At 71.1% G+C, this 19,740-nt stretch carries 13 protein-coding genes; 2 read left to right on the top strand and 11 right to left on the bottom strand.

The features are described from left to right. Positions 1–301: 301 nt before the first annotated feature. The 9 genes from ACZ47G_RS38465 to eccD form a co-directional block, all read right to left on the bottom strand. Positions 302–1,987, bottom strand: coding sequence for a ribonuclease J (locus ACZ47G_RS38465; RefSeq protein WP_380460456.1), 1,686 nt, complete (start codon positions 1,985–1,987; stop codon positions 302–304). A gap of 171 nt (positions 1,988–2,158) precedes the next feature. After that, complete coding sequence (gene dapA, locus ACZ47G_RS38460; RefSeq protein ID WP_380460458.1) at positions 2,159–3,058, bottom strand: 4-hydroxy-tetrahydrodipicolinate synthase; 900 nt, start codon at positions 3,056–3,058, stop codon at positions 2,159–2,161. A gap of 214 nt (positions 3,059–3,272) precedes the next feature. Continuing rightward, a complete protein-coding gene (gene thyX / locus ACZ47G_RS38455; RefSeq protein WP_465750972.1) occupies positions 3,273–4,004 on the bottom strand; it encodes an FAD-dependent thymidylate synthase in 732 nt (243 codons plus the stop codon). Further along, on the bottom strand, positions 4,001–4,459 hold the full coding sequence (locus ACZ47G_RS38450; RefSeq protein WP_465750970.1) for a tetratricopeptide repeat protein: 459 nt from the start codon (positions 4,457–4,459) through the stop codon (positions 4,001–4,003). Before ACZ47G_RS38450 ends, thyX begins: the two co-directional genes overlap by 4 nt. 25 nt (positions 4,460–4,484) lie before the next feature. Beyond that, entirely contained in the window at positions 4,485–5,252 is a 768-nt protein-coding gene (dapB, locus tag ACZ47G_RS38445; protein WP_465750968.1) for a 4-hydroxy-tetrahydrodipicolinate reductase, read from the bottom strand. Positions 5,253–5,280: 28 nt separating this feature from the next. Beyond that, a complete protein-coding gene (locus tag ACZ47G_RS38440; RefSeq protein ID WP_465750966.1) occupies positions 5,281–6,633 on the bottom strand; it encodes a M16 family metallopeptidase in 1,353 nt (450 codons plus the stop codon). A gap of 118 nt (positions 6,634–6,751) precedes the next feature. Further along, positions 6,752–8,959, bottom strand: a complete 2,208-nt coding sequence (locus tag ACZ47G_RS38435) for a polyribonucleotide nucleotidyltransferase (RefSeq protein ID WP_380460468.1) — start codon at positions 8,957–8,959, stop codon at positions 6,752–6,754. A 455-nt stretch (positions 8,960–9,414) separates the two neighbouring features. Continuing rightward, entirely contained in the window at positions 9,415–9,705 is a 291-nt protein-coding gene (rpsO, locus tag ACZ47G_RS38430) for a 30S ribosomal protein S15 (protein WP_188302791.1), read from the bottom strand. A 191-nt stretch (positions 9,706–9,896) separates the two neighbouring features. Continuing rightward, complete coding sequence (gene eccD / locus ACZ47G_RS38425) at positions 9,897–11,357, bottom strand: type VII secretion integral membrane protein EccD (protein ID WP_465750963.1); 1,461 nt, start codon at positions 11,355–11,357, stop codon at positions 9,897–9,899. Positions 11,358–11,789: 432 nt separating this feature from the next. Between eccD and eccCa the strand changes: the two genes are divergently transcribed. Both eccCa and ACZ47G_RS38415 read left to right on the top strand, forming a co-directional pair. Next, positions 11,790–15,734 carry a type VII secretion protein EccCa gene (gene eccCa, locus ACZ47G_RS38420; protein WP_465750961.1) on the top strand — a complete coding sequence of 1,315 codons (3,945 nt, stop codon included), beginning with the start codon at positions 11,790–11,792 and terminating at the stop codon, positions 15,732–15,734. Positions 15,735–16,249: 515 nt separating this feature from the next. After that, complete coding sequence (locus ACZ47G_RS38415; RefSeq protein WP_465750959.1) at positions 16,250–17,653, top strand: APC family permease; 1,404 nt, start codon at positions 16,250–16,252, stop codon at positions 17,651–17,653. An 87-nt stretch (positions 17,654–17,740) separates the two neighbouring features. On the opposite strand, the gene ACZ47G_RS38410 is transcribed toward ACZ47G_RS38415, so the two are convergent. Together ACZ47G_RS38410 and ACZ47G_RS38405 are read right to left on the bottom strand one after the other, a co-directional pair. Further along, the gene (locus ACZ47G_RS38410) at positions 17,741–19,075 is read right to left on the bottom strand and encodes a hypothetical protein (protein ID WP_465750957.1); all 1,335 of its coding nucleotides are present in this window, start codon (positions 19,073–19,075) and stop codon (positions 17,741–17,743) included. Positions 19,076–19,140: 65 nt separating this feature from the next. Beyond that, entirely contained in the window at positions 19,141–19,683 is a 543-nt protein-coding gene (locus ACZ47G_RS38405; RefSeq protein WP_465750955.1) for a SigE family RNA polymerase sigma factor, read from the bottom strand. Between the last annotated feature and the right edge of the window lie 57 nt (positions 19,684–19,740).

Genomic DNA, 19,740 nt, shown 5'->3' with positions numbered 1-19,740 from the left:
CCTTCCAGCGGGCCCTCCGGGCGCTTCGTTCTTTCGTGTTTCCAGCTTATCAGATGTTTTCCGCTCCGTTTTCCGGAGTTTCATTCATCCGATTTGGCTTTCGCCTTTCGGCGCTCCCGAACTCTACCAGAGTTTCTCGGTCCGTTTTCCCGGCCGTTCTCGAATTCGCATTCGTATTCGAGGACTACCTTGGGGCTCGTCCCGTGGGGCAACCCGGAGAACATTACGCACCGGGTCGCCCCACGTCAAACCAGCCTCAGCAGGTCAGGACGGGCCTCGGCGACGAGGCTCAGGGCCGAACTCAGACCTCGACGACGACCGGCAGGATCATCGGCCGGCGGCGGTAGTTGTCCGCGACCCACTTGCCGATGGTCCGACGGACGAGCTGCTGCACCTGGCGGGGCTCCAGCACGCCGTCGCTCGCCGAGCGGTCCAGGGCCTCCTGGAGCTTGGCGACGACCGGCACGAAGGCGTTGTCGTCGATGCCGGAGCCGCGGGCCTGGATGGTCGGGCGCCCGACGATCTTGCCGTTGGTCGAGTCGACCGCGACGAAGACCGAGATGAAGCCCTCCTCGCCGAGGATCTTGCGGTCCTTGAGCGAGGCCTCGGTGATGTCGCCGACCGAGGCGCCGTCCACGTAGACGTAACCGGCCTGCACCTTGCCGACGATCCGGGCGACGCCCTTCTCCAGGTCGACGCAGACGCCGTCCTCGGCGATGACCACGCGGTTGCGCGGAATGCCGGTCGCGATGCCGAGCTCGGCGGCTGCCCGCAGGTGGCGCCACTCGCCGTGGACCGGCATCAGGTTGCGCGGCTTGCAGATGTTGAAGAAGTACAGCAGCTCACCGGCCGAGGCGTGGCCGGAGACGTGCACCTTGGCGTTGCCCTTGTGCACGACCTTGGCGCCCCAGCGGGTCAGGCCGTTGATGACGCGGTAGACGGCGTTCTCGTTGCCCGGGATGAGCGAGGACGCCAGGACGACGGTGTCGCCCTCGACGATGCGGATCTGGTGGTCGCGGTTGGCCATCCGGGACAGTGCCGCCATCGGCTCGCCCTGGGAGCCGGTGCAGATCAGCACGACCTCCTTGTCCGGCAGGTCGTCGAGCTGCTTGACGTCGACGACCATGTTGCCGGGGACCTTCAGGTAGCCCAGGTCGCGGGCGATGCCCATGTTGCGGACCATCGAGCGGCCGACGAAGGCGACCTTGCGCTTGTACTCGTGCGCGGCGTCCAGCACCTGCTGGATGCGGTGCACGTGGCTGGCGAAGGAGGCGACGATGATGCGCTTGTCGGCGTTCGCGAAAACGTTTCGCAGCGCGGCTGAGATGTCCCGCTCGTGCGGGATGAAGCCGGGGACCTCGGCGTTGGTGGAGTCCACCAGCAGCAGGTCCATGCCCTCCTCGGCCAGCTTGGCGAAGGTGGGCAGGTCGGTGAGGCGGCCGTCCAGCGGCAGCTGGTCCATCTTGAAGTCACCGGTGGCCACGACCATGCCGGCGGGCGTGCGGACGGCCACGGCGAGGGCGTCCGGGATGGAGTGGTTGACCGCGATGAACTCGCAGTCGAAGGGGCCGATGCGCTCGCGCTCGCCCTCCTTCACCTCCAGCACGTACGGCCGGATGCGGTGCTCGGCGAGCTTCGCCTCGATCAGGGCGAGGGTCAGCTTCGAACCGATCAGCGGGATGTCCGGGTTCTCCCGCAGGAGGAAGGGGACGGCGCCGATGTGGTCCTCGTGCCCGTGGGTGAGGACGATGCCGTCGACCTTGTCGAGGCGGTCCCGGATGTAGCTGAAGTCCGGGAGGATCAGGTCGACGCCGGGCTGCTCGTCCTCGGGGAAGAGGACACCGCAGTCGATGATCAGGATGCGGCCGCCGTACTCGAGGACCGTCATGTTGCGGCCGATCTCACCGAGACCGCCGAGCGGAGTGATGCGGAGGGCGCCCTCCTTCAGGGCCGGGGGTGCGCCGAGTTCGGGATGCGGGTGGCTCAAAAGACTCTCCTCACGACGCACGCCATATGCCTGGGGTCCTCCCCCTGGAGACATATGGCGTGCGTACTCAGTGTCGTTTTCCTACTGGGTCTGTGCTCTCGCGCCTTCGGTCCGGTCCAGCGGCGGACCCGGGTGGGTCCGGCGAGCCGGGGCGCGCACGTCTGTGTCTGCCTACAGGTGTACCCCGCCGGCGGCGAGATCCTGCTTCAATCGGTCGATCTCCTCGGGCGTCGCGCCGACCAGCGGCAGTCGCAGCGGACCGGCCGGCAGGCCCCGGAGGTCCAGCGCGGCCTTGGTGAGGATCACGCCCTGGGTGCGGAACATACCGGTGAACACCGGCAGCAGGCCCTGGTGGATCGCGGTGGCCTTGGCCACATCGCCGCTCAGGTAGGCCTCGATCATCGACTTCAGCTCACCGGCCACCACGTGCCCGACGACGCTGACCACGCCGACGGCTCCGACGGACAGCAGCGGCAGGTTGAGGATGTCGTCGCCGGAGTACCAGGCGAGGTCGGAGCGGGCGATCGCCCAGGCCGCGGCGCCGAGGTCGCCCTTGGCGTCCTTGTTGGCCACGATCCGCGGGTGCTCGCCGAGCCGGACCAGGGTCTCGTGACTCAGCGCGACCCCGCTGCGGCCCGGGATGTCGTACGCCATGACCGGCAGGCCGGTGGCGTCGGCGACCTGCGTGAAGTGCCGGTACAGGCCCTCCTGCGGGGGCTTGTTGTAGTACGGCGTGACGACCAGCAGGCCGTGCGCCCCGGCGGCCTCCGCCTGCCGGGCCAGCTCGACGCTGTGGTGGGTGTCGTTGGTGCCGACCCCGGCCACCACGTGGGCCCGGTCCCCGACCGCCTCCACCACGGCGCGGACGAGCTGGGCCTTCTCGGCGTCGCTGGTGGTCGGGGACTCACCGGTGGTGCCGTTGACGACGAGGCCGTCGTTCCCGGAGTCGACGAGGTGCGTGGCGAGGCGCTGGGCGCCGTCGATGTCGAGTGCGCCGTCGGCGGTGAACGGGGTGACCATCGCGGTCAGCACCCGGCCGAACGGCGTCTGGGGGGTGGAGGTCGGAGCCATGCGTCCAAAGCTACTCGTAGGCGGTGGGGCGGTACCCATGCCGGTCCATGGTTCGGACAGGTGGAGCAGGTCGGGGCGGGGAGATGGGATTCCGGTGCTGCCCGCTCGGGGGTTCGGGCAGCACCGGAATCCGTGGTCACGAATGTAGGGAGCGGCTAGAAAAGCCGCAATCCAGACATGCCAGACACTCTGCCCATATGCCTGTCGTCCCAGGTCAGGGGGCGACTCGGCCGTGCTTCTCGAAAGCCGCATGGGTGAGTGGCATGAGCCGGGCCCACTGCTCCTCCATCTGCTCCGCGACCATCTCGATCTCGCGCTGCGGGAACGACGGCACCGCCGAGTTCTCCCGCCGGGTGCGCAGCGAGAGGAAGTGCATCAGCGAGCGCGCGTTGCAGGTCGCGTACATCGAGGAGAACAGGCCGACCGGCAGCACCGCGCGGGCGACCTCGCGGGCCACGCCGGCCGCCAGCATCTCCTGGTAGCGGGCGTAGGACTCGCGGTACGAGGCCTCCATGGCCGCGGTCGTGGTCCCGTGCTGCTCCGGGGTGCCCTGGTGGAACTCGTACTTGCCGGGGCGGCCCTGCTGGACCAGCTTGCGGTCCTCGGCCGGGACGTAGAAGACCGGCTCCAGCTCGCGGTAGCGGCCGGACTCCTCGTTGTACGACCAGCCGCTGCGGTGCCGGTGGAACTCGCGGAACACGAAGATCGGCGCGCTGATGAAGAAGGTCATCGAGTTGTGCTCGAAGGGCGTGCCGTGCCGGTCGCGCATCAGGAAGTTGATCAGGCCCTTGGACTTCTCCGGGTCCTGCTGGAGCGCCTCCAGGGACTGCTCGCCCGCAGTCGACACCCGGGCCGCCCAGATGACGTCCGAGTCCGCGGCGGCGCTGCGGACCAGCTCCACCGTCACGTCGCTGCGGAAGCTGGGGGCCGTCGGTTCGTCGCTCACGCGTTACTCCTTGCGGGTTCGGTGCTGTGCAGCTTGATGGCGTGCTGCATGGTCTTGCGGGCGCGCGGGGTGTCGCCGGCGTCGGCGTAGGCCACGGCGAGGCGGAACCACACCCGCCAGTCGCCCGGTTCGGCCTCCGCCTCGGCCTGGCGGCGGGCGAACACCGCGTCGGCCGAGGCCCGGTCGATCCGCCCGCCGACGGTGCGCTTCAGCTCGTCCACCGGCAGGCCGCCCTCGGCCTCCAGTTCGCGGGCAAGCTCCTCGCTGGCCCGGCCGAAGCGGACGGTCTGGCGCAGGAACCAGACGCCGATCACCGGGATCACGAAGGCGCACAGGCCGATGCCGATGCCGAGCGGCTTTCCGGTGGCGACCAGCTGGACGCCCTCCCCCACGCAGACGAGGGCGACCAGCAGCAGCACGCCGGACAGGACGAAGAAACCGGTACGGGAGGTCATTTCGCGCTCCTGGAATTCAACGGAGTCACAGGTCCAGGAAGTGTTCGAGGCCGAAGGTCAGCCCCGGCGTCTCGACGACCTTGCGCACGCCCAGCAGGATGCCCGGCATGAAGCTGCTGTGGTGCAGCGAGTCGTGCCGGATGGTGAGCGTCTCGCCGGTGTCGCCGAACATCACCTGCTGGTGGGCCAGCAGGCCGCGCAGCCGTACGGCGTGCACCGGCACCCCGTCCACGTCGGCGCCGCGCGCGCCGGGCAGGCTGTGGGTGGTCGGGTCCTGCTGCTTCGGGCGGCCGGCCTCGGCGCGGGCCGCGGCGATCAGCTGGGCGGTGCGGGTGGCGGTGCCGCTGGGGGCGTCGGCCTTGCGGTCGTGGTGCAGTTCGACCACCTCGACCGACTCGAAGTACTTCGCCGCCATCTGGGAGAACTTCATGCCGAGGATGGCGCCGATGGAGAAGTTGGGCGCGATCAGGACGCCGACGGGCAGCGGCGGACGGCCGGTGGCCTCGGCCGGGACGAGCCAGCCCTCCAGCTCGGCCAGCCGCTGGTCGTCCCAGCCGGTCGTACCGGTGACCACGTGGATGCCGTGGTGGACGCAGTAGTCGAGGTTGCCCATCACCGAGTCCGGGTGGGTGAGTTCGACGGCCACCTGGGCCCCGGCCTCGGTGAGCTCCGCCAGCTTCGAGCCGCGGCCGAGCGTGGCCACCAGCTCCAGGTCCGGCGCGGCCTCGACGGCCTTGACCGCCTCCGAGCCGATCCGTCCGTTGGCACCGATCACGGCGACACGCAGCGTCATAGCGACATTCCTCTCCGGGAAGGCAATCTCAGGCCAGCAGATCGGCGAGCCGGGCGGCCCGCTTGTCGTTGACCGGACCGATCAGCGCCAGCGACGGCCGGTACGCGCCCAGCACATCACGGGCCACCGCGTGCACGTCCTCCAGGGTCACCGCCGCGATCCGCTCCAGCATGTCGTCCACCGACAGGTGGTGCCCGTAGCTGAGTTCGGCCTTGCCGATCCGGTTCATCAGCGAGCCGGTGTCCTCCATGCCGAGCACGGTGGAGCCGGAGATCTGCCCGATCGCGCGCTGCAGCTCCTCCTCGGTGATGCCCTCGGCGACCACCTTGGCCAGCTCGTCGCGGCAGATCCGCAACACCTCCTCGACCCGCTTGGGCTGGCAGCCGGCGTAGATGCCGAACAGGCCGCTGTCCGCGTAGGAGGAGGAGTACGAGTAGACCGAGTACGCCAGGCCGCGCTTCTCCCGGACCTCCTGGAACAGCCGGGAGCTCATCCCGCCGCCCAGGGCCGCGTTGAGCACGCCCATCGCCCAACGGCGCTCGTCGTGCCGGGGCACCCCGGGCACGCCCAGCACCAGGTGGGCCTGCTCGGTGGAGCGGTTGAGCACCTCGACCTTGCCGGTGGTGCGCAGCGCCTTGACGCCGCGGCGGGCCTCGGCGGGCGCCGCGGTGGAGCGGGCCAGCACCGGGGCGAAGGCCTCCTGCACCTGCTTGACGACCTTGCGGTGGTCCAGGTTGCCGGCCGCGGCGACGACCAGGTTCTCCGGGCGGTAGCGGCGGTGGTAGAAGCCCGCGATCTGCTCCCGGGTGAGCGCCTTGATGGTCTCCTGGGTGCCGAGGATCGGACGGCCGAGCGGGCCGCTGCCGAAGATCACCTTGGCGAACAGGTCGTGGACGACGTCACCCGGGTCGTCCTCGGCCATCGCCATCTCCTCGAGGATGACGCCGCGTTCGGCGTCGACGTCCTCGGAGCGGATCAGCGAGCCGGTCAGCATGTCGCAGACCACGTCGATGGCCAGCGGCAGGTCGGTGTCCAGGACCCGGGCGTAGTAGCAGGTGTTCTCCTTCGCGGTGAAGGCGTTCATCTCGCCGCCGACCGCGTCCAGGGCCGCCGAGATGTCCAGCGCGCTGCGCCGCTCGGTGCCCTTGAAGAGCAGGTGCTCCAGGTAGTGGGTGGCGCCGTTGAGCTGCGGGGTCTCGTCCCGCGAGCCGACGCCGACCCAGATGCCGAAGGTCGCGGAGCGCACCGTCGGCAGGGTCTCGGTGACGACCCGCAGGCCGCCGGGCAGGACGGAGCGGCGCACCGTGCCGGCGCCGTCGACGCCCTTGAGCAGGGTCCGGGTGGTGCCGGGACGCTGCTTTACCGCCGGGGCCTGGGCCACGGTGGGTACCTCCAGAGGAAACGCACGTGGAATGGCACGTACGGACGAACGCGTGGACAACAGGGTGCGGCCCGCACGCCGGGAGGCGTACGGGCCGCAAGGGTCAGCTAGCGGCGCTTCACTCGGAAGCGGCCTCGCCGCCTTCCTCGCCCTCGATGACCGGGATCAGCGAGAGCTTGCCGCGCGGGTCGATCTCGGCGATCTCGACCTGCACCTTGGCGCCGACGCCGAGGACGTCCTCGACGTTCTCCACGCGCTTGCCGCCGGCCAGCTTGCGGATCTGCGAGATGTGCAGCAGGCCGTCCTTGCCCGGCATGAGCGAGACGAACGCGCCGAACGTCGTGGTCTTGACCACGGTGCCCAGGTAGCGCTCGCCGACCTCCGGCATGGTCGGGTTGGCGATCTGGTTGATCGTGGTGCGGGCGGCCTCGGCGGCCGGGCCGTCGGAGGCACCGATGTAGATGGTGCCGTCGTCCTCGATCGTGATCTCGGCGCCGGTGTCCTCCTGGATCTGGTTGATCATCTTGCCCTTGGGGCCGATGACCTCGCCGATCTTGTCCACCGGGATCTTGATGGTGATGATGCGCGGCGCGTTCGGGGACATCTCGTCGGGCGAGTCGATGGCCTCGTTCATCACGTCGAGGATGTGCAGGCGCGCGTCCTTGGCCTGCTTCAGCGCGGCGGCCAGCACGGAGGCCGGGATGCCGTTCAGCTTGGTGTCGAGCTGCAGCGCGGTGATGAAGTTGCGGGTACCGGCGACCTTGAAGTCCATGTCGCCGTACGCGTCCTCGGCGCCCAGGATGTCGGTCAGCGCGACGTAGTGGGTCTCACCGTCGATCTCCTGCGAGATCAGGCCCATGGCGATGCCGGCGACGGCGGCCTTCAGCGGCACACCGGCGTTCAGCAGCGACATGGTCGAGGCGCAGACCGAGCCCATCGAGGTGGAGCCGTTGGAGCCGAGCGCCTCGGAGACCTGGCGGATGGCGTACGGGAACTCCTCGCGGGTCGGCAGGACCGGGAGGATGGCGCGCTCGGCCAGGGCGCCGTGGCCGATCTCGCGGCGCTTGGGGGCGCCCACGCGGCCGGTCTCGCCGACCGAGTACGGCGGGAAGTTGTAGTTGTGCATGTAGCGGCGACGCGTCTCCGGGGAGAGCGTGTCGAGCTGCTGCTCCATCCGGAGCATGTTCAGCGTGGTGACGCCCAGGATCTGGGTCTCGCCGCGCTCGAACAGGGCCGAGCCGTGGACGCGCGGGATGGCCTCGACCTCGGCGGCCAGGGTGCGGATGTCGGTGACACCGCGGCCGTCCATGCGGACCTTGTCCTTGATGACGCGCTCGCGGACGATCTTCTTGGTCAGCGCGTTGTAGGCGGCGCTGATCTCCTTCTCGCGCCCCTCGAACTCGGGGAGCAGCTTCTCGGCCGCGACGGCCTTGACGCGGTCCAGCTCGGTGTTGCGCTCCTGCTTGCCCGGGATGGTGAGGGCCTGGGCCAGCTCGTCCTTGACCGCGCTGGTCAGCGCGGCGAGGACGTCGTCCTGGTAGTCCAGGAAGACCGGGAACTCGGCGGTCGGCTTGGCGGCCTGGGCGGCCAGCTGCGCCTGCGCGGCGCACAGCACCTTGATGAAGGGCTTGGAGGCGTCGAGACCGGCGGCCACGACCTCCTCGGTCGGCGCCTCGGCGCCGCCCTCGACCAGCTTGATGGTCTTGTCGGTGGCCTCGGCCTCGACCATCATGATCGCGACGTCGCCGTCCGGCAGGACGCGACCGGCGACGACCATGTCGAAGACGGCCGACTCCAGCTCGCTGTGGGTCGGGAAGGCGACCCACTGGCCGTTGATCAGCGCGACGCGGACGCCACCGATCGGGCCGGAGAACGGCAGGCCCGCCAGCTGGGTGGAGGCGGAGGCGGCGTTGATCGCGACCACGTCGTACAGGTGGTCGGGGTTGAGCGCCATGACGGTGCAGACGACCTGGACCTCGTTGCGCAGGCCCTTGACGAAGGACGGGCGCAGCGGGCGGTCGATCAGGCGGCAGGTGAGGATCGCGTCCTCGGAGGGCCGGCCCTCACGACGGAAGAACGAGCCGGGGATGCGGCCCGCGGCGTACATCCGCTCCTCGACGTCCACCGTCAGCGGGAAGAAGTCGAAGTGCTCCTTCGGCTGCTTGGAGGCGCTGGTGGCCGACAGCACCATGGTGTCGTCGTCCAGGTAGGCCACGGCGGAGCCGGCGGCCTGACGGGCCAGGCGGCCGGTCTCGAAGCGGATGGTACGGGTGCCGAAGGAACCGTTGTCGATCACGGCCTCGGCGTAGAACACGTTCTCTTCCACCTGGAAGATCTCCTCTTTCGTACGTCTCCGGGAAAGCGTCCCCGCGCAGTGCCTCGTGTTGGCTCCGGGGCCCTCTTGCCAGGGAGGGCGGCAGTCGGGCCGGTCTTCGATCGAAGCCTCCGGGGTGCCCCGCTCGGCTGCGGGGGTTCCGGGGGCCACTACCGAGGACCGGCGCCTCACGACTGCCGGGCCGGGACGGGCGGTCCGCGTCTGGACGCTCTCTCGGATGCGGGCGGCTTCCGTTTGAAGCCTTCGTCCCGCGGGGGGTTCGGGCTGTCTGCCCGGGTGGCGCGCTGCTGCGCCATCACCCGGCATGCCCACAACCCTACGGTGCAATCCTCGGCCACCTGGGGAGGTGCGCGCGAGTTGTTATGTCACGGTGCCGCGGTCGAACCGCCGCGGCATACGCGCGAGGGGCGGCTCCCCGGTGTGGGGAGCCGCCCCGAGCGGCGGTCTTAGCGGGCGCCACCGGCGGCACCGCGGCGGATGCCCAGACGGTCGACGAGCGTACGGAAGCGCTCGATGTCCTTCTTGGCCAGGTACTGCAGGAGGCGGCGGCGCTGGCCGACCAGGATCAGCAGGCCACGACGCGAGTGGTGGTCGTGCTTGTGGAACTTGAGGTGCTCGGTCAGGTCCGAGATGCGGCGGGAGAGCATGGCCACCTGGACCTCGGGGGAACCGGTGTCGCCCTCCTTCTGGCCGAACTCGGCGAAGATCTGCTTCTTGACGTCAGAGGCGAGAGCCACTGCAACTCCTTCAAGGTCTACCGAGCGGTCCTGGTCGACTGCACAGGACTCTGTGAGAACTCGGTGTCGTGAGCGCGTCCTGCGGTCTGCTACCCGTGAGGGGCGGACACACTGCCGCACTCGGAGGCCAAGCGTACCAGTGCCGCCCCACCCGTCCGGGCGACGGGTGGGGCGGCACTGGTCGGCGGCGGTCAGCCGGTGGCGCCGCGGACCAACCGGTAGACGTTCAGGACGGCGAGCGCCAGCGGGACCAGTGAGATCAGGGTGAGGCTGTCCACCAGGTCCAGGATGCGGCCCCAGAACGGGGAGACGCCGAGCCGGGGCACCACCAGCGCGATCGCGGTGAGCAGCGCGGCGCCGAAGGCGATGGAGGTGGCCAGCCAGATCGTGCGCAGGTCCAGCTCGGTGCCGGAGCCGGCCGCCCGCAGGATGAACGCCGGGGTGTGCAGGGACAGCCCGACGATCAGCAGGCACAGGCCGAGCAGCCCGGCGACGGTGAGGCTGAGGACCTGGGCGGTGTAGCGGAACAGCCGGGCGCGCAGCATGGTCGCGATGCCCAGGGTGAGCGCCAGCAGCTCCGGGAAGGTCCGGTCGGTGAAGGAGAGGACGGCGCAGGCGCCGACCACGACCGCGGCGCAGCCGCCGACCAGGCCGACCAGCACCTCGTGGCCGCGGCGGGCCTGGTGGGCGATCCGCTCGTACTCGACGGCCTCGGCGCGCTCGGCCTCCTCGTCGTAGTCGCGGCTGCGGGTGCGGGTCTGGCCGGGGGCGCTGAAGCCGACCGGCAGCCGGGCGAAGCGGGCGGAGAGGCCGGGCAGGAAGCCGACCGCGGCGACCGCGGCGACGCCGGTGACGGCGGCGATGTTCCCGGCCGGGGTGTCGGGCATCAGTACGGCGGTGAAGGTGGCGAGCGAGCCGGCGGTGGCGACGAAGGCGGCGGCGACGAACACCGCGTCCTTCTCCGGCAGCAGTCCGGCCAGCAGCACGGCGATCACCAGGACGGTGACGCAGCCGGTCAGGAACTGCAGCCGGCCGGGGCCGTCCCACGGATGGGCGACGGCGATGACGCCGCTGCCGGCGATCATGGCGTGCGGCAGGGCGCCGAGGCCGAGCGCGACCGCGGCGTGGGGGTCCTGGTAGACCCGGGCGCGCACCCCGGCGAGCGCGGTGAGCACGACGGCGGCGACGCCGGCCAGCACGCCGGGCAGGCTGTGCATGTCGTGGCGCAGGTCGGAGAACCAGAGCGCGAAGCCGAGCAGGGTGAGCAGCACCCCGGCGCCGATCAGGCCGAAGCCGCGCATCAGGTCGACGGTCCAGAACCGGCGGTCGGCCTCGACGGCGCTGGCGATGGCGTCGGCGACGTCGTCGTAGACGGCCGGCGGCAGCGACTCGGCGAAGGGGCGCAGCGCCAGCAGGTCGCCGTCGCGGACCTGCTGGGCGGCCAGCGACAGGCTGCTGTCGAGCACGGTGCCGTCGCGGCGGACCAGGTGGAAGCCGGTGGGGGTGCCGTCGGGCTGGCTCTGCTTGGCCAGGCGCAGCACCTCGGGGTAGACGTCGGCGAGGGCGACGTCCTCGGGCAGGGCGACATCGATCCGGCGGTCCGGGGCGACGACGGTCACCCGGCAGTAGCCCGTGGCGGCGGTCGCGCTCATGCGGCCACCTCGCCGCGCTCGGCAGGGGCACTCGCCCACACGCACCTTTCGGTGGTGAGCTCGCTCCGCTCACTCACGACGACACCTCGATCCTTCGACGCACTGGGCGCTCCCCCTGTATTGACGGTGCCGCGGCACGGCGGCGCGCGGTGTGGCTGTGGAACCGGCCCGGCCGGGCCGCGAGTTGGCGCGGCGTTACCCTACCCGCTCGGTTCGTGCCCTCCGTCGCCGCGGGCGGGGCCCGGTGCCGACGCGGGGCGGGGCCGGGCGGGCGGTGCGGGGGCCGACCGTTAGTATCGGGCGCCTGCGCACGGTGGTACGGGGGCTGCGCTGGGTGGGGCGTCCTCAGCCACGGGAATCCGTACCGGACCGGCGCAGTCGCGTGAGGGCTGATGCCGAAGTGATCGATCGACGCCGCGGGGTGGATGGCACATGGGTGTGATCATGGTCAAGCGACCGGCCAGGGCCTACCCGCCGACCGTGCCGGACGAGCCGGTGGAGCTGATCAGCCCGCCCGAGCTGCCCCGACACGGCGGCGAGGACTGGCTGATGAGCGTCCTGCCGATGCTCGGCATGGGCGGCTCGGCGGTGTTCTTCTTCTCGCCCGGTGCGGCCGCCCCGATGAAGATCATGGGCGGTCTGATGATCGCCTCGACGGTCGGCATGGTGCTGGCCCAGATCGTGCGGGCCCGCAAGGGCGGCTCGACCGCGATGGCGGACGAGCGCCGCGACTACCTCAAGTACCTGCAGCAGACCCGCCGCCAGGTGCGCCGCACGGCGGAGAGCCAGCGCGGCGCGCTGCTGTTCCTGAACCCGGCGCCGGACCAGCTGTGGTCGATCGTCGAGGACGGCCGGCGGCTGTGGGAACGGCGTACGGCCGACGGCGACTTCGCGCAGATCCGGGTGGGCCTCGGGCCGGTGCAGCTGTCCACCCCGCTGGTGGCACCGCAGACCGCGCCGATGGACGAGCTGGAGCCGCTGTCGGCGGCCGCGATGCACTCTTTCCTGAAGGCCCACGGCACCCTGCAGGACCTGCCGCTGGCGGTCTCGCTGCGGGCCTTCTACCACATCACGGTGTGCGGGGACCCCGACTCGGTGTACGGCAACGTGCGCGCGATGATCGCCCAACTGACCACCCTGCACTCGCCGGACGATCTGCTGGTCGCGGTCGCCGCGGCGCCCGGCGCGGCCGAGGAGTGGGACTGGACCAAGTGGCTCCCGCACAACCAGCACCGCAAGGAGAGCGACGGCGCGGGCTCGCGCCGGCTGAACGCCACCGACCTGGGCGACCTGGAGTTCCTGCTCCAGGACGAGCTGTCCGGCCGCCAGCGCTTCGTCCGGGACGCGGCGCCCGCCGCGGACCAGCCGCACCTGGTGGTGATCATGGACGGCGCCGGGGTGCCGCACGACTCGGTGCTGGCGAGCCCCGAGGGCGTGCAGGGGGTGACCGTGATCGAGGTCGTCCCGGGCGAGGTGGACGAGCCGAGCGGACACCTGATGGTGACGGTCAACCCGCAGGAGCTGGTGCTGCGTTCGGCCTCCGGGGCGACCTACAGCGGCAAGCCGGACCTGCTCTCGCAGTGGCAGTCCGAGGCGCTGGCGCGGCAGCTGGCGCCGTACCGGGCCTCGGCCGGCGGTGACGACGAGCCGCTGCTGTCCAACCTGGACTTCACCGACATGATGAACTCCGGCGACCCGGGCTCCTTCGACGTGGCCCGCAGCTGGCGCCCGCGCGCCCAGCACGAGCGGATGCGGGTGCCGATCGGCGTCGGCGCCAACGGCGAGCACGTCTACCTGGACATCAAGGAGGCCGCGCTGGAGGGCATGGGCCCGCACGGCCTGTGCGTGGGCGCGACCGGCTCCGGCAAGTCGGAGCTGCTGCGCACGCTGGTGCTCGCGCTGGCGATGACCCACTCCTCGGAGACGCTGAACTTCGTGCTCGCCGACTTCAAGGGCGGCGCGACCTTCCTGGGCATGGCGGACATGCCGCACACCTCCGCGGTGATCACCAACCTGGAGGGCGAGCTCACCCTGGTCGACCGCATGCGCGACGCGATCGAGGGCGAGCTGCACCGCCGCCAGGAGCTGCTGCACCGCTCCGGCAACTACGCCAACATCCACGAGTACGAGCGGGCCCGGGCGGCCGGCGCGGCGCTGGACCCGCTGCCCTCACTGGTGCTGATCATCGACGAGTTCTCCGAACTCCTCACCGCCAAGCCCGACTTCATCGAGATGTTCATCCAGATCGGCCGGATCGGCCGCTCCCTGGGCGTGCACCTGCTGCTGGCCTCGCAGCGCCTGGAGGAGGGCAAGCTGCGCGGCCTGGACACCTACCTCTCGTACCGGATCGGTCTGCGCACCTTCTCGGCCGCCGAGTCGCGGGCCGCGATCGGCGTGCCGGACGCGTACCACCTGCCGCCGGTGCCGGGCGTGGGCTACCTGAAGTTCGGCGAGGACGTGATGGACCGGTTCAAGGCCGCGTACGTCTCGGGGCCGTACCGGGCGCCGGGGCAGCAGCGCTCGACCGGCGGCCGGCGGGTGAACGCCCGGCCGGTGGAGTTCACCTCGGCCTTCGTGGACCTGCCGCCGGAGCCGGTGGAGGAGGAGGCGCCGCAGGCCCCGGAACAGGACGACGCGCTGGTGGACACCGTGCTGGACGTCTTCGTCCAGCGGATGACCGGCCAGGGCCCGGCCGCGCACCAGGTGTGGCTGCCGCCGCTGGACGAGGCGCCGAGCATCGACCACCTGCTGCCGCCGCTGCAGGTCGTCCCGGAGCGCGGGCTGACCGCACCGGGCTACCCGGGCGGCCGGCTGCGGGCGCCGATCGGCATCGTGGACAAGCCGCGCGAGCAGAAGACCGACATCCTGGAGGTCGACTTCTCCGGGGCGGCCGGCCACGGCCTGGTGGTGGGCGGCCCGCGCTCGGGCAAGTCCACCGTGCTGCGCACCATGACGGCCGCCTTCGGCCTCACCCACACCCCGCGCGAGGTGCAGTTCTACCTGCTGGACTTCGGCGCGGGCAGCTTCCAGTCACTGACCGGGCTGCCGCACGTCGGCGGGGTGGCCGGGCGCCTGGACGTGGACAAGGTGCGCCGGATGGTCTCCGAGGTGCACTCGGTGATGAACCGGCGCGAGGAGCTGTTCCGGACGGCCGGGATCGACACCATCACCACCTACCGGGCCCGCCGGGCGGCCGGGCAACTGCCCGACGAGGCCTTCGGCGACGTCTTCCTGATGATCGACGGCTGGAACACCTTCAAGCAGGAGTTCGAGGGCCTGGAGCCGGTGGTCGGCGACATCGCCCAGCGCGGCCTCGGCTACGGCGTCCACCTGGTGATCACCGCGGCCCGCTACGCGGAGGTGCGCCCCGCGCTGAAGGACCTGCTGCAGAACCGCATCGAGCTGAAGCTCGGTGACGCGATGGAGTCCGAGGTGGACCGCCGGGTGGCGCAGAACGTCCCGCCGCTGGCCGGGCGCGGCATCACCGCGGAGCGGCTGCACTTCCTGGGCGGACTGCCCCGACTGGACGGCTCCTCCTCGGTGGAGGACCTCCAGGACGGCGTCGCCGCGCTGGTCGGCGCGGTCGACGGGGCCTGGACCGGCCCGCGCGCCCCGCAGGTGCGGATGCTGCCGGCCGTCCTGGACGGCCACTCGCTGCCGAAGGGCTTCGAGCACCCGGAGCGCGGCGTGTCCTTCGGCGTGGACGAGGCCGAGCTGGCACCGGTGTTCGTCAACTTCGAGACCGACCCGCTGTTCATCGTCTTCGGTGACACCGAGTCCGGGAAGTCGGCGGTGCTGCGGATGCTGATCAAGCAGATCACCGAGCGCTACACCCCGGACCAGGCGGGCATCGTGGTCGGCGACTACCGGCGCGCCCTGCTGGGCACCGTCCCGCCGGAGTTCCTGGTGGAGTACGCGGCCGCACAGCCGGCCATGACGGCGATCGTCGACATGCTGCGCGGGGCCTGCGCCCGGCGCCTGCCCGGCCCGGACGTGACCGCCGAGCAGCTGCGCAACCGCAGCTGGTACAGCGGCAAGGACATGTTCGTGATCGTCGACGACTACGAGCTGGTCGCGACCAGCTCGGGCAACCCGCTGGCGCCGCTGGCCGAGTTCCTGCCGTTCGCCCGGGACATCGGCCTGCGGGTGATCGTGGCCCGCAGCGCGGGCGGCGCCGGGCGCTCGCTGTACGAGCCGGTGATGCAGCGGATGCGCGAGCTCGGCGGGCAGGGCGTCATCCTGTCCGGCAACCGGGACGAGGGCGCGCTGCTGGGGACGGTCAAGCCGCAGGCGCTGCCGCCGGGCCGCGGGGTCTACGTGTCCCGCCGCGCGACCAACGGGCAGATGGTCCAGACGGGCTGGCTGCCGGCGCAGTGACCGGGCGCAGATGGGCCGCTGGCCACGGGCGGGCCGCTCGCCAGGGACGGGCCACTCGCTACGGACGGTGATCGAAAGGGGTCGGACTCGGCGGAGTCCGACCCTTCGTCGTCCCAGGTGCTGAAACGTTACCTAGATCTTTCCGGCGTGGGGCTGCGGTTCCCGCACCCACCTCGGAAGTTGCCCTGCGACTCAGGGGCACCTGGGCGTATCGCCATCCCATCGAGGCATCGCCTTGGAAAGGTGGCGTGCAATGTGCAGTTCACCTTTGATTCATGCTTGATGTGGCCAAAGTAACAAGTCGGACAACCAGCGTGATGACCGTAAGTGATCATCGGATCGCATGTTTATGTCGTTCGCCGCAACGGATTCCGAAGCAGTTCCGGCGTTGACGCAATCAATACGCCCAAGGTTCCATTGCGGCCTTGGGAGCGACCGAACAGGACCCGAGCAACCAGCCAGCGGAGGCGATACCGCTCCCATCCCAGGACCGCACAGAGCCGATCGGAAGCCACATGACCGACACGCTTCGCCCGCCACAGAACGTCACCGCCACGGCGGACGGAACAGCAGCGCCCCAGCAGCTCAAGCGCTCGATCGGCGTCGTGGGCGGCACCCTGCTCACGCTGTCCTGCGTCACCCCCGCGTCGACGCTCTTCGTGATCGTGCCGGAGCTGTTCTCCAGCATCGGCAGCGCCACCGCCCTGGCCATCGCCATCGGCTCGGTGCTCTGCGTCGCGGTCGCGTTCTGCTACTCCGAGCTCGGCACCCTGATCCCCAGCGCCGGCGGCGAGTACGCGATGGTCGGCACCCTGGCCGGGCGCCTCGCGGGCTGGCTGGTCTTCATCCAGTCGCTGATCGTGGTGATGATCGTCCCCTCGGTCATCGCCCTCGGCACCGCCGACTACCTGGCGCCCGTCCTGCACGTCGACAAGCCGATCGCCGGCGCCGCCGTGATGCTCGCCGCCACCCTGGCCGGTCTGCTCGACCTGCGCGCCAACGCCTGGATCACCGGCATCTTCCTGGTCCTGGAGGTCATCGCGGCCGGCGTGGTCTCCGTGCTCGGCTTCACCCACGCCAACTCCGCGCACCCCAGTCTGCTGCACGGCCTGGTCTCCACGGACGGCGGCGCCGCCAGCCCGGTCGGCATCGGCGCCATCATCGGCGCCCTGGGCATCGCCCTGTTCGCCACCCAGGGCTTCTCCACCGCCGTCTACCTCTCCGAGGAGCTGGAGAACCCCCGCCGCACCGTCTCCCGCACCGTGCTGTGGACCCTCGGCCTGTCCAGCGCGATCATCCTGATCCCGGTCGCCGCCATCACCGTGGGCGCCCCCGACCTGCAGACCCTGACCTCCGGCGACATCTCCGGCATGGTCACCGCCTGGAGCAACTCCGCGGTCGGCACCTTCATCAGCCTCTGCATCGCGCTGGCCATCATCAACGCCGGCATCGTCATGGTCATCCAGAACTCCCGGGTGCTGTTCGCCTCCGCCCGCGACAAGGCCTGGCCCGAGCCCGTCAACAAGGCCTTCGGCACCCTCGGCCGCTTCGGCTCCCCGTGGATCGCCACCCTCGCGGTCGGCCTGCCCGGCGCCGCGCTCTGCTTCGTCAAGGGCGAGCTGCTCAGCAACATCACCGGCGTCGCGGTGACCGCGATGTACCTGCTGGTCGCCATCGCCTCGCTGCTCTCCCGCCGCGGCCACCACAAGCACGCCGCCGCCTGGCGGATGCCGCTGTGGCCGGCCGTCCCCGCGCTGCTGATCGTCGTCCTGGTCTACGTCATGACCCAGCTCGACGCCGAACCCCTGCTGTGGACCGGCGGCATCACCGCCGCCGCCACCCTCTACTGGCTGCTCTACCTGCGCCCCCGGCAGGACACCCGCTGGGTGATCAGCCTCCCCGAGGACCAGCGGGGCTGACCCCCGATCCCCCACCCCACCCCCACACGGCGGTGCCCCGGGCCTTCCCCCCAGCCCGGGGCACCGCCGCATCCGTACGTCCGCCCGCTACTTCTTCAGCTTCCAGACCGGGGCGGCCGCGATCGCCTGCATCTGGTCGTTGGTCAGCACCGGCGTCTTGCGGGTCGCCGGGGCCTGCTGGGTGCCGCTGTTGAACGAGCTGATCACCACCCGCAGGCCGTCCGGGTGCAGGGTGTCGACGGTCCACATGCCCACGCCCGGCTTGTCGCTCCCGTTGCGGATCACCATCTTGGTGCCGTCCGGCAGCGTCCGGGCGCCGGCGAACAGCTCCGCCTTGGTCTGGTCGTCGCGGCTCCAGTCCTGGACGTTGAGCTGCACCAGGGACTTGCCCCGGCCGTCGTCGAGCACGAAGTTGGCGTAGCCGAAGCCGTCGGCCTGGGAGGTCGACTCGGTCAGCCCGCCCGGCAGCAGCTTGGCGGTGAGGTCCAGGATCTCCTGGGCGCTGTACTCCTTCGAGGTGTCCGGCAGCTTGACCGGCTTCGGCTCCGGGATGGCCGCGACGACCGCGTCCCAGGACTTGTCGGTGACGATCGCCTTGAGCTGCTCCGGCGACAGCGGCGGGTTCGGGCGGCTGTCCGGCGAGTCCTTCTCGGCCGCGGAGTTCCACTCCGACAGCTCGATCTGGCGGCCGTCCTGGCCGATCAGCTTGGCGTTCCACCACTTGGTGGTGGCCCGCTTGTCCGGGTACTCGTAGCCCTGGAGAACGGTCAGCGAGCCGCCGCCCGGCAGGCTGGTGGCGGTGCAGGCGTCGTACGGGACGGTGTTCTTGCTCGGGCAGGCGTTCTGCGCCCGGTTGGGGTCGTTCAGGGCCAGGCGGCCGACCGAGACGCCCATCGCGGCCTTGCCCTGGCCGTCGTCGAAGACCAGCGAGGCGGTCGCGGCGATGCCGCCGCCCCACGGCTTGCCGGGCTGCTGGGCGGTGCCGGACCCCTTGCCGTCGGTGGTCCGGCCCTGGGGCAGCAGGGCCTGGAAGGTGGCCAGCATCTCGCCGTCCGTGATCGGCTTGGCGGACGGCGTGGCGTCGGCGGCCGGGGTCGTCGCGGCCCCGGAGCCCCCGGCCCCGAAGCCCCCGGCGGCGGAACCCGCGGGTGCGGCGGCCGGCCCGGCGGCGGTCACCGTGCCCGTGCCGTCACCGGAGGAGGAGGCCGAGCCGGTCAGGTAGACCGCCCCGGTGCCCACCAGCGCCAGCGCGGCGGCGCCGCCCACCACCGCGGCGGTGGACCGGCGGCGCCAGCGGCTGCGGCCGCGCTGGTAGCCGCCCGCGACCAGCCCGGCCTGGTCGGCCTGCTCGGGGCGGAAGCCCTCACCGGTGCGGGTGATGGCGAAGAGAAGATCGTCTTCGAACTTGTCCGGTTCGGACATGGCGGATCACCGTCTCCTTGCGTCGCGGAAGTGCCAGTAGTGGTCAGCGGTGGTGCGCGGGGCGTTCAGCGGGCGGCGAGCTCGGCCAGCGAATCGCCGAGCAGGGTGCGCAGCCGGGCCAGCGCCCGGCTCGTCCTGGTCCGGACCGCGCCGGAGGACAGCCGCAGCACGTCCGCGGTCTCCTCGACGCTGCGGTCCTCCCAGTAGCGCAGCACCAGCACCGCCCGGTCCTTGGCCGGCATCCGCCCGAGCGCGTCGAGCAGGGTCAGCCGCAGACTGTTGTCCGCGTCGTGCCCCTCCCGCTCCGGCAGGGCCTCGGTCGGGCGCTCGCCGCTGGAGCGGCGGCGCTGCTGGGCGAGGAAGGTGCGCACCATCACGGTGTGGGCGTAGGCCGCCGGGTTGTCGATCCTGTTCCGGCCGCCGGTGAAGGCGCTGCGCCGCCAGAGCACGTACATCCGGCTGAGGGCCTCCTGCACGAGGTCCTCGGCGTAGTGGGTGTCGCCGCTGGTGAGCAGGCAGGCCGAGCGGTAGAGGTGGCCGGTGCGACTGGAGACCAGTTCCAGGAACTCAGCGTCCTTGGCCTCGCGGCCCCCACCGATCCATCTCATCGCCCGTCGCTCCCCCGCGTCCGTGTGCCCCTGACACCTGATGGATGCGGTGAACCG

This window comes from Kitasatospora sp. NPDC030952 (genome assembly GCF_055571335.1).
This window is presented reverse-complemented; position numbering and strand designations above follow the sequence as displayed.